The sequence below is a fragment of the Proteiniphilum sp. LBM24028 genome (assembly GCF_056629195.1).
In genome coordinates, this window is record NZ_CM152817.1 from 2609440 (window position 1) to 2625250 (window position 15811).

The window sequence follows — 15811 nt, forward strand, 5'->3', positions numbered from 1 at the left end:
TGTCACAACCTTCTCACATATTCCCGGAACTGGTCGCCCCGGTCCTCGTAATTTTTAAACAAGTCGAAGCTGGCACAACAGGGTGAAAGCAATACTATATCGCCTTTTTCTGCCAGTTTATAAGCAATATCCACTGCTTCCTTCATGGAGCCTGCTTCACGAATAAGGGGTATTTTTCCGTCGAAGAAAGCATGCAGTTTACTGTTGTCTTTTCCGAGAAATATCAGCGCTCTGGCCTTTGACCTTACCAGGTCTTCAATCTCGCTATAATCATTTCCCTTGTCGGTACCACCCAGTATGAGTACCGTTTTGGCACGCATGCTCTGCAGGGCATACCAGCAGGAATTCACGTTGGTGGCCTTTGAATCATTGATATACTGCACACCGCGTACGGTGGCCACTTTTTCGAGCCGGTGCGGTACTCCTTTAAAATCGGACAGTGAAGTGCGTAACTGCTCGTCACTGATATCCATCAGCTTAGCCACTATGCCCGATGCCAATGAGTTATATACATTGTGCAACCCTTCCAGTGCCAGCAATTCCAGTTCCATAGTGAATTCCCTTTCCTTTGCCTGAATAATTAACTTTCCGTTTTCGGTGTAGGCTATACTGTTTTCCTTTTTCTGTTCTCCGAAAGGATACATGGTCGCCCCCGGCTGCAGTTTTTCAATTTCCCTGGTGACAATGGGGTCGTCGATCCAGTAAATAAATGCGTCCTGCATTCTCTGGTTGCGGATTATACGCATCTTGGCGTCCACATAGTGCTGAAGATCGTGATCGTAACGATCGAGATGATCAGGAGTGATGTTCAGCAAGACTGAAATATCGGCCCTGAAATCATATACGCCCTCCAGTTGAAAACTGCTCAATTCCAGCACGTAATAATCATAATGTGCTTCGGCTACCTGTCTGGCGAAGCTCTTCCCGATGTTACCCGCAAGCCCCACATTCAGTCCCGCCGACTTCAGGATATGATAGATGAGACTGGTCGTTGTTGTCTTCCCGTTGCTTCCTGTGATGCAGATCATCTTTGCACTGGTGTAACGACCTGCAAATTCAATCTCCGAGATCATATGAATCCCGGCATTACGTATTTTTTGTATCAGGGGGGTAGTATCAGGTATTCCCGGACTCTTTATAATCTCACTGGCCCTGAGTATACGTTCTTCGGTATGGCCGTTTTCTTCAAATTCAATTCCATAGGCCTGCAATGTCTCACGATGTTTGTCCTGAAGCGGGCCACTATCGGAAAGAAACACATCAAACCCCTGTTTTGCAGCAAGTATGGCAGATCCAATGCCGCTTTCACCGCCTCCAAGTACAACTATTAATTTACCGATCATCATTGTCTCACTTAAAAGTTCATCGTCATCTCATTTTGAGCGTAGCCAGTGTCAGCACAGCCAGGATCATTCCCACCAGCCAGAAGCGATTCACAATTTTGGGTTCTGCGAGCGGTGCAAAAGGTTTCTGTATCAGTGCATCGATACTTCCATTGCCTGGTTTCTGATAATGGTGGTGCAGCGGAGTCATCTTGAAAATACGCTTTCCGGCACCATATTTTTTCTTCGTATATTTGAAGTAGGTTACTTGCAGAATCACCGACAATGCCTCTACGAAGAAGACGCCACAGAGGATGGGCAACAACAACTCCTTATGGATGAGCACGGCAAACACGCCAATGATTCCTCCGAGCGTGAGGCTACCCGTATCACCCATAAACACCTGTGCCGGATAGGAATTGTACCAGAGGAATCCCACGCAGGCACCCACAAACGCCGAGGCAAATACCATCAGTTCATCTCCCCCGGGAATATACATGATATTCAGGTATGAGGCAAAATCGACACGTCCCGACACGTAGGCCAGGATACCCAGTGCCACTCCTATGATGGCAGATGACCCCGACGTGAGTCCGTCAAGCCCATCTGTCAGGTTGGCACTGTTCGAGACAGCCGTTACGATGAGAATCACCACCAGGATAAAGACGATCCATACAGCCTCGTCGGCATAGTCTCCCATCCAGGTTACGAGCCATTTATAGTCGAAGTTATTATTTTTCATAAAAGGGATGGTGGTACTTGTTGTCTTCACATCTTCGGTTTGGTAGGTTACTTCTTCGATTACGTTGTTCACCCGTATCTCCATATTTTTCCGCACTACGATGTCGGGACTGAAATAGATAGTAAGCCCCACAATGAGTCCCAGTCCAACCTGGGCCACAATTTTGAATTTTCCTTTCAGACCTTCTTTATCCTTTTTGAACACTTTGATATAATCGTCTGCGAAGCCAAGCATTCCCAGCCATACGGTACTGACAAGCATCAGAATAATATAAATATTTTCCAGCTTCCCGAAGAGGAGGGTAGCACTAAGAATGGAGAGAATAATGATGACCCCTCCCATTGTAGGTGTTCCACGTTTGCTGTACTGCCCTTCCAGGTCGAGGTTGCGAATAGTCTCTCCAATCTGCTTTTGTTGCAGTTTTCCAATAATCTTCTTCCCTGCCACCATGCCTATCAGCAGGGAGAAAACCACTGCCATGGCAGAGCGGAACATCACATATTGAAACATGCCTGCTCCCGGGAAATCAAGTTTGTCTAAATATTCAAAAAGATAATACAACATAGATGTAAAATTTTCAGTTTCAGTCAGGCGCCTTGTGCAGTGAATATCCTTTCCACCTCTTCTTTGTCATCGAAGTGATATTTGACCCCTTTTACTTCCTGATAGTCTTCATGTCCTTTTCCGGCAATGAGTACCACATCACCCTGCTGTGCCAGGGCACAGGCTGTTTTGATGGCTTCGCGCCTATCCACAATAGTGAGTGCACTATTTCTCTGCTCCTGCGTAAGGCCGTCGGTCATATCCTTCAGAATATCGGCGGGTTCTTCAAACCGGGGGTTGTCTGAAGTAAATATTACCTTATTACTGAGTTCCACGGCCTCGCGCGCCATCAGAGGACGCTTTGTCCTGTCACGATTACCTCCGCAGCCCACCACTGTGATGATCTCTCCTTTGTTGTTAAGCACTTCGTGAATTGCGTTCAATACATTGTTCAGGGCGTCGGGTGTATGGGCGTAGTCCACAATGGCAGTATATTCCCGGGGTGAACGAATGGTCTGGAAACGGCCGGCTACCGGTGTTAACAGGGAGAGAACACGAAGCAGCTCTTCCTTATCCAGTCCGAGCAGAACGCCTGTGCCATATACGGCAAGCAGGTTATACACATTAAATACGCCCACAAATTGCACGGAGAGTTCTCTGCCGTTAATTTCGATATCGGTTCCATCAAAATGTTTCTCGAAGATGCGGGCCTTAAAATCGGCCAGTCCTTTCACAGAATAGGAAAATTTTCCGGCTTTGCTATTTTGCAGCATCACTCCGCCGTTTTTATCATCGGTATTTATGAGGGCAAAGGCATCCGGGGGAAGATTATCGAAAAAAGACTTCTTCACGTTCCGGTATTCCAGCATATTTTTGTGATAATCGAGATGATCCTGGGTGAGATTGGTAAAGATTCCTCCAACAAAACGAAGTCCATAGACCCTCTTCTGATGAATAGCATGAGAGCTTACTTCCATGAAGGCATGACCGCATCCGGCATCCACCATCTTTCGGAGGTAGCCATTCAGTGTAATGGGGTCGACTGTGGTATGGGTGGTTTCATAACGATCATCATTCACATAATTGGCCACAGTGGAAAGCAGTCCCGCCGGATATCCCAGGTATCTGAACATTTTGTAGAGCAGAGTGGCAACGGTTGTTTTGCCGTTGGTACCGGTCACCCCTACAAGCTGTAACTGTTCCGAAGGATTTCCAAACCACTCGGACGCTATGAGTGCAAGAGCCACGGTGCTGTCTTCTACCTGTACATAGGTGACTCTGGAGAAATATTCTTCAATCATCGGCTTATCGTACACCACCACCGCCACATCCTGTTCAATTGCCTTGCCGATGTATGCATGTCCATCGGTAAAGATTCCTTCCACCGCGATAAACAGGGAACCCTGTGTCACGGTACGTGAGTCGGAAGTAATAGCGGTCACCGTGACCTCTTCATTGCCCCGAATGGCAATGACATTACATTTTTCTATTATTTTTTTTAGTTTCATACGCTATTGCAATGTGATGGTGATAGTGGTTCCTTTTACCAGTTTCTGTCCAGGTGCGAATGATTGCGATACTACCTTTCCGGCGCCGGTCAGGTTTGTCCTGAGTCCCATCTTCTCCAGCAGGAATACTGCGTCACGCGCACCCATTCCGCGGACGTCGGGAATCAGTGATTTGTTTAGTGCCAGCGCTTCGGGAAGATACACCAGGCTATCCTGCGAAATTTTCACCCAATCGGTCTCTTTATCCGGTTTGCCGGCAGGATAATTTAACGAGGCCAGCAAAGTCTGGCTCTGCTTCCAGTTACCGTGTTTAATAACTGGATTTTTCCGAAGTGTGGAATCTGTCTTGCAATCCTCCACGGAGAGCTGTACTTTTCGTACGTAGGTCTGTTCAGCAATATTTTTAAATACCATGCCGGCCATACCACCCCCGGAGGGCACTCCTTTTGGCTTTCTCAGGCCCACAAAGATAGTATACATCGGTTTGTCGGCCGGAAAATAACCGCAAAAAGAAACATAATATCCGCCGTACCCCCCTCCCGCGGCTATCTGGGCGGTGCCCGTCTTTCCGGCAACAGAAAAGTAATCAGAGCCTACCACCTTTGCTGTTCCTTCCTCAACGACCCCCACAAGCATCTCTTGTATCTGCTGCAATGTGATTTCCTTACACATTCTCGGGTTGACCACTTCCGCCTCCATCTCCCTGAGGACTTTTCCATCTTTCACGAACTGTTTGGCAATAAATGGCTTGATCATGTTTCCGCCATTGGCAATACCATTATAAAACATCAGCATATAGATGGGAGGTATCTTTGTCTCATAGCCGAAGGACATCCAGGGGAGCGTGGTTTTGGACCAATAGTTTGTTTTATCGTTTGGGAAGCGGATGGAGGAAGTTCCTTCAATACCATTCAGCGGCACATCCCACTTCAACTGTTTTCTCAGGCCAATCCTATCAATACCTTCCACGTATCTGGCCGGGTTATTTTCGTAACCTTTCAGTACAATTTTGCTCATTACCACGTTAGAGGAGATGGCTATACCCTCTGCAACCGTGAGATAGCCTCTATTCTGGCCTCTTCGCCAATAATGATCGCGCACCCATCTTTTGTTGTATTGAAAAAGACCATTTCCCACATAGAAGGAGTCGGTGGGAGTCACCACGCCATCGTCGAGGGCCACCATCGCCGTCACCGTTTTAAAGGTCGATCCCGGTTCATTCATATATGAAAATGCATTGGGATTTCCTTCGGCATAATCGCCATTGTTCAGGCGGTCGAGGTTTACAATTCCCTTGATCTCTCCGCTTTGCACCTCCATAATGATGGCTGTGCCCGACTCAGCTTCCGTCTCCACAAGCTTATCCCGCAGGGAGCGTTCTGCAATATCCTGAATATCCGCATCGATGGTGGTGACAATATCCCATCCCTCTTCTGCAGGTTTTTCCACGACATCCATCCACTTTCCCTGTATCTTTTGCCTGAATTTTACACCCGGCACCCCGCTTAAAAGAGAATCATATTTCAGTTCCAGACCGCTTGCTCCTCCCTTCTCCAGATCCTTGTAGACATTTCCGACAGTGCGTGTAGCAAGATTTCCGAAAGGTTTTTTACGTGCGTTCCGTTCTTCGGCAATCAATCCGCTCTTGTTTGAACGCTGGTTCCAGAATGGATAGGTACGTATTTCCTTCAGATCAACGTAGGAGATATCACGTCGCAGGATCTTCACATAACGGGAACGAACTGATACTTTTTTGTCGGATCCCCTGGCCTTATATTCACGTATTTGCTGCTCCTCCTTTTCCCGCATTTTCCATCCGCCCATGATCACATTCCTATATTGCGCAGCCGAACGGTCGGGAAACTTTTTAGAAAGTGCCATAGAAAGGTCACCCACATATTTTTCCAGGGTGTCTTTTTCCATGCCATCTGCCCAAAAGTCCATGTAAATACTATAGAGCGGTTCGGTGGTTGCCAGCAGTCTCCCGTCGTATGTGTAAATATTCCCCCGCTTGGGCAGAATCACACGATCCCTGATGACCGTTTCCTTCTCACCCACCTCCCGCCATTTCTTCCCTTCCGAAGTAAAGACGATCCTGGCAGCCGAGAAAATGATCATCACGGCAAACAGCATCAGCAGTGTGACTATCAGGCCATAACGTCCCAAAGCACCATTTTTGTCTTTTCTTTTTTGTTTCTGCATTTCTTACCCGGACTAAGCTAAAATACCCTGCAGGGTACTTAAATGCTAATCTTTTCCTTTTTTATTGAGATAATATACCGGCTCACCGGTCACCTTCAATTCCAGCCCAGCCTCCGCCACCCGTCGTTCTATCTCTCCCTGTCTGCCTGCTTCGGTCAGACTGGATGAGATAGTAAGCGACTCATATTTTGCATCTTTCAGCACCTGTTCAAGGCGTTCGATCTCCGACATTCTTTGCAGTACTTTATAGCGATGTCCGATAAACAAAAGCATGATCACCACAATCGCGACAATAAACCACATGTTTCTGAGGAAGTAGTTCTCAGTGAGAACACTTCCTCCAAAAACATGGACAAACGATTTGCGTATGTTATCGAACTTTGGTTTCATATCCAAACTGTCAACGTTCAGCGTTCAGCCATTAACTTCTTTTGGAAGCGGGCTGTGGGCTTTCAGCGGTATGGCTTTGAGCTTTCAACTCTTCTTTTTCTCTGCGATGCGTAGTTTGGCACTTCGCGACCGCGGGTTTTGCTGCTGTTCCTCTTCAGCAGGCACAATCACTTTGCGGCTGATTTGTTCGAAAGGAGTTTCCACATTCCCGTAAAAATCCTTGATCAAAGTTCCCTCAAAGTTGCCCGTCCTGAAAAAATTCTTTACCAACCGGTCCTCCAGTGAATGATAGGATATAACACTCAACCGTCCACCGGGTTTCAATACCTGCAGAGCCTGGGTAAGCATCTCGGTAAGCGCCTCCATTTCACCGTTCACTTCAATACGGAGAGCCTGAAAAGCCTGTGCCAGTATTTTCTTCTCCCGGTCTTTAAAAGTGAAAGGTTCCAGAATAGCAAGCAGGTCGTTTGTCACTGCAATTTTCCTCGCCTGCCGGTATGCTATCACCGAGGAAGCTATTTTATGGGCATATTTTAGTTCTCCGTACTTTAGAAAGACCTCACGCAATTTCTCTTCGGGATATTCATTGAGAATGTCGGCAGCACTTTTTGAGGCACTGCGGTTCATTCGCATATCCAAACCTCCTTCAAAGCGGAATGAAAATCCCCGGCCGGCATCATCAAAATGGTGTGACGAAACGCCCAAATCAGCCATTACCCCGTCCACTTCATCAACACCGAGATAGCGAAGGAAATTTTTCAGAAACCTGAAATTACTTCTTATGAATGTAAAACGCGGGTCGTCGATGGCATTCAATACCGCATCCTCATCCTGATCAAAGGCAATAAGGCGCCCGTCTCCATTCAGCCGGCGCAGGATCTCACTTGAATGCCCCCCCCCTCCAAAAGTGACATCCACATACACGCCGGAGGGACGGATATCCAGTCCTTCAATGCTTTCATTGAGCAAAGCAGGAATATGATATGCCATCTGACTGCCGTTATTTGCCATAACCTGAAAAATTAAGGGAAGTGCGACATCAACTGTTGCAAGGCGGAAGAAAATTCTTCGGGATCAACCAGTGGCTGTTCCAGTTTCTCTTTTGCCCAAATCTCAATTGTTTCATCCACGCCGAGAAAGCGGACATCTGAATCGATGGAAACCATCTGCAGATAACGTTTTGGTATAAGTATGCGCCCGCTAGAATCCATCTCAAGCCTCTCCGCATCCAGAACAAACTGACGAAAGACTTGCTGCTGCTCCCGGTTCCATTTATTCAACCGGCCCCTGAGTGTTTCGATCTCTTTCTCCCAAACACTTCCCGGATATAATACAAGACAATCCTGAAAAATATCTTTCCGAAGTACCAAAAACTCTTCGCCTTCGCATTGCAAGCGCTTACGAAAAATTGCCGGCACAAAAATCCTTCCTTTTGTATCGGCTCTGGCTTCCATATTTCCCAGAAACTGTAACATTCCTCCATCAATTTCAAACGGATAGAACCATCCACGGTGTAAAAGTACAAAATAAACCACTTTTCCCCACAATTCCACACAATATTTTACAAAAAAGTTATCAACAGGCAATAATAAATATATATATTATTGATATAATGAATATTACAAATAAAAGAAATAGTTTGCATGCTGCATTTCTAACGGAAAATGAAGAAATCTGGCCGATTCTAACCTTTACATACATGAATTTTTGTACATTTGTGTCGTATTTGATTAGAAGTAGAGAAGATGCAATGAACCAAGAAAATGGATTCAGGATTGACGTGGATAATATTTTAAAAGACAAGGCATCAAAATATTACCACAGGATACCCCGGTTTCTGATAAATTACCTCAAGCGAACGCTACACCAGGATGATATCAACGGAATTCTTTCCCGCAACAGTGATGTGGAAGGTGTTGAGTTCATGCGTGCGCTGGTTGACAGAGAGTTCAATATACATCTTCACATCCGTGGTGAAGAGAATATTCCCGAAAGGGGGAAATTTATCTTCGCTTCCAATCATCCGCTTGGCGGGCTTGACGGGATTTGTCTCTCCGCCTTTCTGGGCAAAAAATACAGCGGACAGATCAAATACCTGGTAAACGATGTTCTCTATTTTATTGATCCACTGAAACCAATTTTTGTGCCGATCAACAAGTACGGAAGCCAGGCCAAAGAGTCGGCAAGGACCATCAATGAAGCATATGCTTCGGGGAATCAGATCATCACTTTTCCGGCAGGATTATGTTCCCGCAAAATCAAAGGGAAGATCATCGATCTGGAATGGATGAAGAATTTCATCATCAAGTCGGTAGAGTACCAGAGAGACATTATTCCCGTCCATTTCGAGGGCAGGAACTCCAATTTCTTTTACAACTTCGCAAATCTTCGTAAAGCATCCGGAATAAAATTCAATATCGAATTAATCTGGTTGCCCGACGAGATGTTCAAAAACAGCCATCGTGAATTCACCATCACATTTGGCAAACCCATACCCTGGCAGACATTCGACAAATCGAAGACACCGCAGGAATGGGCACAATATGTAAAAGATGTGGTTTACACGCTGAAATGATGTTTATTTTCAAACGATTAAAGAATGGAAAAGATCATAGAACCGGTATCCAAGGAACTGATAAAAAGCGAACTAACCGTACAGAAAAGGGTAAGGAGCACCAATAAGGCCAACAACGAAATATATGTTTTCACCGCGCACAATTCTCCCAATCTGATGCGGGAGGTGGGTCGCCTGCGCGAAATTGCATTTCGCCACTACGGTGGTGGCACGGGGCTCGAGGCCGATATCGATAAATATGACACCATGGAGATCCCCTACAGGCAGCTGATTGTCTGGGATCCTGAAAACGAGGAAATACTGGGCGGATACCGCTTTATTTATGGCTCTGACGTGGAATTCGACGAACAGGGTAAACCGATGCTGGCAACAGCCCATCTGTTAAATTTCTCACAGGAATTTATCAATGAATATCTGCCCTACACGGTGGAACTGGGACGTTCTTTTGTTTCCCTCGAGTATCAGTCGACCTTGTTGGGTAGAAAGGGAATCTTCGCACTCGACAATCTGTGGGACGGACTGGGGGCACTTACCGTCATCGACCCCGATATCAGGTATTTCTTTGGCAAGGTAACCATGTATGGCACCTACAACAAGGATGCCCGCAATATGATTCTCTATTTCCTCAACAAACATTTCCCTGACGCAAAAAAGATGGTCACACCCATCGAGCCGCTTGAAACAGGAACCAATGTAGAAAAAATGAGACATCTTTTCCACGGCCGCAGCTTTAAGGAAGACTATAAAATTCTCAACCGTGAAGTACGTGCACTGGGGTACAACATTCCACCGCTTATCAATGCCTACATGAGCCTTTCACCCACCATGCGATTCTTTGGTACTGCCATCAACGATGAATTCGGACAGGTTGAAGAGTCTGGCATCCTCATCGAAATAGACCAGATACTCGAAGAAAAACGTGCCCGCCATATCGAAACCTATTTGAAAAGCAAACCCAGCAAGCGTTTTCTCATAAAACTCAGAAGACTGATCTCCACGAAAGGAAAAACAAGAAAGACAGTTATTCCGCCAGTCAAAACAGAAAGTAAGAAATAAAAGTCCCTGTCTGTCGAACTTCAACTTTTCGCTTCTTATGAAACGCTTTTTCAACCAGATAGAAATATTCGGCAATTAATTGACACTGTTTTTTTCTAATTCCGTAAAGTGCAACCGTTTGTACACTTCATATAAAACTTGAAAATATCCGACCGGATACTTCCACGTTTTTCAGGGAAAAAGCCTACAACCTAAACATATTGCATCATTTCGGTGTTAAGAGATAAAATTAGAGTTAAAATATGAAATCAATAGCAATCATTTACGGGTCGAGCACCGAACACACCAAAAATGCAGCTGAAAAAATTGCTGCCCAACTTGTAGATTACACCCCTTCATTATCTGACATTTACGATGGCGATGAAGCGCCGTTTCTATCCAACGAGGTACTGATTCTGGGAGTTTCCACCTGGGGTGTACAGGATTTGCAGGACGACTGGAATGATTTCTATCCCAAGCTGGAAAAAATGGATCTCTCCGGCAAGACAATCGCCCTGTTCGGTATGGGTGATGCTTCCATTTATCCCAGTTCATTTGTGGATGCCATGGGCATCCTTTATGAGATTGTTGTGGCGAAAGGAGCCACCGTCATTGGACAGGTTTCTCCCGAAGGATATGATTTTGAATACTCCAGGGCCCTTGTCGACGGCCAGTTTGTCGGCCTTCCACTCGACGATGACACCGAGCCGGAGCTCACTGACGAGCGTATCGCCGCCTGGGTAGAGATTCTGAAACCCTATCTGAAATAGATTTTATATTTCCACGGACTCAGTTCCGTCACTTTGGTACCGGCAATGGGAACTGTTATCCAGAGTACGGGGATGTCTTCCGCACGTGCGCCAGGTATCTCAAGTATGCGTCACATTTGCGTTCCGCAAGGCAAGGCCAAACTGAATGCGTATCTTTTTAAATTATCAACTTTTGTCTCAGTATCAACTGATTTTGGCAGGTATCCCCAATGGATGCAATGAAGCAGGAACCTCAAATGAAAAATAATGAAACGGGCATCGAAACCATAACACTCAAAGACAATGATTACACGCAAGTTTCATGCACCATAACATAAAAAAAATAATCGTATGAAATGATACCGGATCAAAAATGTACCTTGAATATTCAATCTGAAACGGGAAAACTGGAAGCGGTACTTCTTCATTATCCCGGGGCTGAAGTGGAAAACATGACTCCCCGTCACGCCCAGAGAGCGCTCTACAGTGACATTCTCAACTTATCCATTGCCCGTAAAGAGTATGACCAGTTGCTTGGCGTGCTGCAAAAAACATGCCGGGTATATGAAATATCCGATCTGCTCACCGGCGTACTGGAAAAGGAAGATTTAAAGGAAAAACTCCTCAGGAAAATATGTGAAGCTGAATATGTTCCCGGTTATCTCGATTTTCTGATAGAGCAACCTCCGTCCTTACTTTCAAGAATTTTGATTGAAGGGCTACCACTCCGGGTCAATACGTTGACCGATTTTCTACGTGATGAGTATTATGCGCTCAGACCGCTTTACAATTTTTATTTTACCCGTGACTCCGCTGCAGTCATCGGGAATCATGCGCTTATTTGCAAAATGGCCAACAACGTACGTCTGCGTGAATCGCTGATCATGGAGGCCATTTTCGGAAGCGGGCTTTATTTCAATACAGGCATAACAAATGCGTACGACTTATCGGAAAATAATCCTCAGGTAAAAATTGAAGGAGGGGATATCCTCGTCATCAGGGAGGACATTCTGCTCATTGGGAACGGAATGAGAACCAGTACGCAAGGTATCGACCTGCTGGTACAGGAGTTTTGCAAGACCGGTACAGGAAAAAAGCACGTCATCGTACAGCAGCTGCCGGAATCTCCGGAATCGTTTATCCATCTGGATATGGTCTTCACGATGCTCGATACCGACAAGGCGATGGTATACAAACCACTCATAATGAGCAACTCGCCCTATCGGACAGTACATATGCAGATAGAAAACGGAAAGGTAACCCGGATCTCTTCTGTAAGCGGCATCCTTAATCTGCTGCGTAAATTGGGCATTGATCCGGAGCCGGTCATCTGCGGAGGAAAGGCTGACGATTGGGATCAGGAGCGGGAGCAGTGGCACAGCGGCGCTAATTTTTTGGCTATTGCGCCGGGAAAGGTGCTCTCCTATGCCCGCAATATACATACACTGGAAGAACTCAGTAAAAACGGTTTTGAAATAGCGACGGCGAACGATGTGATTCGGAATCAATTTGATATACATTCTGCCCGGAAATGTGTAATCACCATTGAAGGATCGGAACTGCCGCGTGGCGGGGGCGGACCGCGATGTATGACAATGCCGCTGCGCAGGGAAGTTACAAAATATCTTTAATCTCAGCCAACGTTTGTACAGTATGCGTGGGTTCAAATCCGTCGGGTGGCTCCGACGCGGGGTTAAACCAGATTTGTGCGATACGGCTCTGGTACGCCCCCACCATATCGGCATCCCAGCTGTCTCCAATCATGACAGTCTGATCGCGTCGGGAGTTGGTATTCTTGAGTGCGTAGGTAAACATGTCGGGATGGGGCTTATTGATGCCGGCGTCTTCCGAAAGAATGATTTTATCGAAATAGGACTTTAGCCCCGAGTTTTCAATCTTTTTATATTGTACTTCCCGGAATCCGTTTGAAAGAATGTGCATGCGGTAACGGGGTTTCAGGTAATCCAGAAGTTCCAAAGCCCCTTCAATAAGCCGTGTCTTACGGGTGGTACGATCCAGAAAATCGTCGCTCAGTCTTCTGGCATATTCGGGGTCGTCAATACCGAAATCCCGCACCGGCGCCAGAAAGCGTTCCACGATGAGTTCTTCCTTCCGGATTTCACCCTGTCTGTACATCGCCCACAAGCGCAGATTGCCCGGCATATATACTGCATAGTAGTCTGAAAAAGTGGGATAATATTCTGCATAACCATAATCCAGATATATCTCCTCCAAACATTCCCTGCCGTTGAGGTGAATGTCCCAGAGCGTATCATCCAGATCAATAAAAAGATTTTTGTAGGTCATCTCTTTAAACAATCACGGAGTGATTTGCATTCACTCCGTGACAGATAATTTCGTTTATCGGATCGGGTTAATTTACTTCTATAATGAGATATTTCGTCAGACTCCAGAAACGCTGCGTGTCGGTAATATGAAATACCAGATTTCCATCACTCCCTTTTATAAACTCGTATGTTCCTTCGGGATGAGTCGACCACAGTTTTCCTTTTGGTGAATACAACGGTATTTCCGTCACATCACGGATATCGATCTGCAAAAAGTAATCCTTGTTAAAAGTATCTTTCATCACCCTTGTCTGTTGCAGAAAACCACCTGACAGAATTTTCTGATCTTTCAACTCATTACCGGTACCAAAAACATAGTAGGCAGTGTGCAGTGTACGGTCTTGCTCCCGGATGGTTGCAGACTGTTGCTCGGCTTCGAATGCAAGTGAAGTTACATCCTGCGAAAGCTGTGCAATTTGCTCATCCTTCAGGGAGAGCTGATTTTGTAATTCGGCCAGACGGACGGCACTCTCCTTCATCTCATTATTCAACCTGCCGATGGTATTTTTAAGCGTTGAAATCTCCTTGTTGCTGCCACTTAGCTTCTTGTTCAAATCGTCCAGTTGCTGCTTATTGCGTTGCAATATCTCGCTGATCATTTTGAAATTTTCATTTACGCGGTCTTTGGTATCCTGACTCATTTCACCGGTCTGCGCCGACTGAGTGGAGATATAATTTTCCGCCTCCCTGATTTTTGCAAAATTGGCCTCCACTTCACTAATAACAGCCATCATTTCGGTGGCCTCCTGCTGAGTCCCGGCAGACTGCATCAGAAGAGAATCCCTCTGAGCCTCAAGTTCCTTATATTCTTTCGACTCCTTTACGTTGGTACATGATACAATCAGTCCTACAATAAGCATGAATAGCCATTCTTTTTTCATAATCTCAATTTTTAGCTTTCTATAAAACAATTAATGCATAAAATAGTTTGATGACGATTATTTTACTTTCCGGCGACCACGATAACAAACTCCCCTCTGGGTGCTTGTCGGGTAAAATGGACGATAAGTTCTCCCAGTGTTCCTCTCACTGTTTCAGCATACATCTTTGTAATTTCCCGCGACACCGAAGCCTCCCTGTTACTTCCCAAATGTTCTGCAAGTTGATCGAGGGTTTTAAGTACACGATAAGGAGATTCATAGAAAATCATGGTCCTCTTTTCTTCAGCAAGTTGCTGCAGCCTGGTCTGTCTGCCTTTTTTTTGTGGCAGAAACCCCTCAAAGCAAAAACGATCGCAGGGCAACCCCGATTCAACCAGGGCAGGAACAAAAGCTGTCGCCCCGGGAAGGCATTCCACATCGATTCCTGCCTGGATGCATGCCCTCACAAGTAAAAAGCCCGGATCGGAGATGGCGGGTGTTCCGGCATCGGAAATCAACGCAATACGCCCTCCCCCCCTCATCTGTTCCACCATTTCATCGGTTGTCTTGTGCTCGTTAAATTTATGATGTGACTGCATGCGCGATTCAATTCCGAAATGTTTCAAGAGGAATCCGCTGGTACGGGTATCTTCCGCCAGGATGAGATCACATGCCTTTAGCAGGCTGATAGCCCGCAATGTCATATCTTCAAGATTACCAATTGGTGTGGGTATTACGTATAGCTTCCCTGTCTCCATGTGTAACTTAATGGCTATGCAAAACCTTTTTTTATCACCTTCAGAAAGTCTGCCACGACCGGAGTTTCAAAATCCCAACTGCAATGTTCTCTCAAATAGCTTTCAGCCTGGTCAAAATCTTCAAAAGCATTTAAACGAATCATCATCTGATTCATCTCCTCCCGGTTGTTATGAAACAATTCCCGTTGAAATAAAAAGCGATCGTTCAGGCTGATGCTGCGTCTCAAATCGGTAACCGCAATGACGGAAGCAATCTTGTCGTTCAGAGAGGGAACGAAAGGTTTTATATCCTTTTCTGTTTGCTGTGAAGCAGCTTGTATTTTTTCAGAAGATAATTCTGTTGTGACGGCACGTGGATTTCTATATTCAGGCAGCGTGAAGCCTTCGCCAAAATCGTCTCTTACGGGCTCATCCTCAGCAAGGACCTGTTTTTCAGACGTTACACTTTCCTGCACGGGGCTGTTTTCCTGTTTCACTTCCGACAAGAACTGTACCAGCTGTTCCATTTGCTGTTTCATTTCTTCAATCTGCAACAATTCCAGTTCGTGCAGCAAGCGCGAAATCTCCTGAGTCTTGTTGAAAGATTCACTGAAAAATGAGAAAGGCAATGCGCCACTGTTCCGAAGAGACAACAGGCGTTGCTCCAACGACCTAATTTCGTGCAGCAACCGGTTGAAGTAATCGTTTCTTAGTTCCGACATCCTACATGTTTTATCAAGAAGTTATAAACTGATGCCACCTTAAAAAAGCATGCACAGCTTACACCTTATGCAAAAGTA

General features: G+C 45.8%; 15 protein-coding genes. 4 read left to right on the plus strand and 11 right to left on the minus strand.

The window, feature by feature from the left end; all coding sequences use genetic code 11:
• Positions 1-2: 2 nt before the first annotated feature.
• From murD to AC1HCU_RS10515, 7 genes are all read right to left on the minus strand, one after another.
• Complete coding sequence (gene murD / locus AC1HCU_RS10485; RefSeq protein ID WP_480365781.1) at positions 3-1346, minus strand: UDP-N-acetylmuramoyl-L-alanine--D-glutamate ligase; 1344 nt, start codon at positions 1344-1346, stop codon at positions 3-5.
• A 22-nt stretch (positions 1347-1368) separates the two neighbouring features.
• Entirely contained in the window at positions 1369-2628 is a 1260-nt protein-coding gene (gene mraY / locus AC1HCU_RS10490) for a phospho-N-acetylmuramoyl-pentapeptide-transferase (RefSeq protein WP_480365783.1), read from the minus strand.
• Positions 2629-2651: 23 nt separating this feature from the next.
• Complete coding sequence (locus tag AC1HCU_RS10495) at positions 2652-4115, minus strand: UDP-N-acetylmuramoyl-L-alanyl-D-glutamate--2,6-diaminopimelate ligase (RefSeq protein ID WP_480365785.1); 1464 nt, start codon at positions 4113-4115, stop codon at positions 2652-2654.
• A 3-nt stretch (positions 4116-4118) separates the two neighbouring features.
• The gene (locus tag AC1HCU_RS10500) at positions 4119-6317 is read right to left on the minus strand and encodes a penicillin-binding protein (RefSeq protein ID WP_480365787.1); all 2199 of its coding nucleotides are present in this window, start codon (positions 6315-6317) and stop codon (positions 4119-4121) included.
• A gap of 45 nt (positions 6318-6362) precedes the next feature.
• The gene (locus AC1HCU_RS10505; RefSeq protein ID WP_480365789.1) at positions 6363-6707 is read right to left on the minus strand and encodes an FtsL-like putative cell division protein; all 345 of its coding nucleotides are present in this window, start codon (positions 6705-6707) and stop codon (positions 6363-6365) included.
• Between the two features lie 84 nt (positions 6708-6791).
• On the minus strand, positions 6792-7718 hold the full coding sequence (gene rsmH, locus AC1HCU_RS10510) for a 16S rRNA (cytosine(1402)-N(4))-methyltransferase RsmH (RefSeq protein ID WP_480365791.1): 927 nt from the start codon (positions 7716-7718) through the stop codon (positions 6792-6794).
• Between the two features lie 11 nt (positions 7719-7729).
• Positions 7730-8182 carry a division/cell wall cluster transcriptional repressor MraZ gene (locus AC1HCU_RS10515; RefSeq protein ID WP_480365793.1) on the minus strand — a complete coding sequence of 151 codons (453 nt, stop codon included), beginning with the start codon at positions 8180-8182 and terminating at the stop codon, positions 7730-7732.
• Between the two features lie 275 nt (positions 8183-8457).
• On the opposite strand from AC1HCU_RS10515, the gene glsA reads away from it, so the two are divergent.
• The 4 genes from glsA to AC1HCU_RS10535 all read left to right on the plus strand — a co-directional run bounded on the left by glsA (position 8458) and on the right by AC1HCU_RS10535 (position 12697).
• On the plus strand, positions 8458-9282 hold the full coding sequence (glsA, locus tag AC1HCU_RS10520; RefSeq protein WP_480365795.1) for a lyso-glycine lipid O-acyltransferase GlsA: 825 nt from the start codon (positions 8458-8460) through the stop codon (positions 9280-9282).
• Between the two features lie 24 nt (positions 9283-9306).
• Complete coding sequence (gene glsB, locus AC1HCU_RS10525) at positions 9307-10338, plus strand: glycine N(alpha)-acyltransferase GlsB (RefSeq protein WP_480365798.1); 1032 nt, start codon at positions 9307-9309, stop codon at positions 10336-10338.
• Positions 10339-10580: 242 nt separating this feature from the next.
• Positions 10581-11087, plus strand: a complete 507-nt coding sequence (locus AC1HCU_RS10530; RefSeq protein ID WP_480365801.1) for a flavodoxin — start codon at positions 10581-10583, stop codon at positions 11085-11087.
• Positions 11088-11422: 335 nt separating this feature from the next.
• Positions 11423-12697 carry an arginine deiminase gene (locus AC1HCU_RS10535; protein WP_480365803.1) on the plus strand — a complete coding sequence of 425 codons (1275 nt, stop codon included), beginning with the start codon at positions 11423-11425 and terminating at the stop codon, positions 12695-12697.
• On the opposite strand, the gene AC1HCU_RS10540 is transcribed toward AC1HCU_RS10535, so the two are convergent.
• The 4 genes from AC1HCU_RS10540 to AC1HCU_RS10555 form a co-directional block, all read right to left on the minus strand.
• Positions 12681-13373: a YjjG family noncanonical pyrimidine nucleotidase gene (locus tag AC1HCU_RS10540; RefSeq protein ID WP_480365805.1), complete on the minus strand. Its 693-nt coding sequence runs from the start codon at positions 13371-13373 to the stop codon at positions 12681-12683. The two genes, AC1HCU_RS10535 and AC1HCU_RS10540, sit on opposite strands and share 17 nt — an antisense overlap.
• 67 nt (positions 13374-13440) lie before the next feature.
• Positions 13441-14295 (minus strand): Cbp1 family collagen-binding glycoprotein adhesin, encoded by an 855-nt coding sequence (locus AC1HCU_RS10545; protein WP_480365808.1) that lies wholly within the window; start codon positions 14293-14295, stop codon positions 13441-13443.
• Positions 14296-14357: 62 nt separating this feature from the next.
• Positions 14358-15032, minus strand: a complete 675-nt coding sequence (rsmI, locus tag AC1HCU_RS10550; protein WP_480365810.1) for a 16S rRNA (cytidine(1402)-2'-O)-methyltransferase — start codon at positions 15030-15032, stop codon at positions 14358-14360.
• Positions 15033-15046: 14 nt separating this feature from the next.
• Positions 15047-15733, minus strand: coding sequence for a hypothetical protein (locus AC1HCU_RS10555; RefSeq protein ID WP_480365812.1), 687 nt, complete (start codon positions 15731-15733; stop codon positions 15047-15049).
• Positions 15734-15811: the final 78 nt, after the last annotated feature.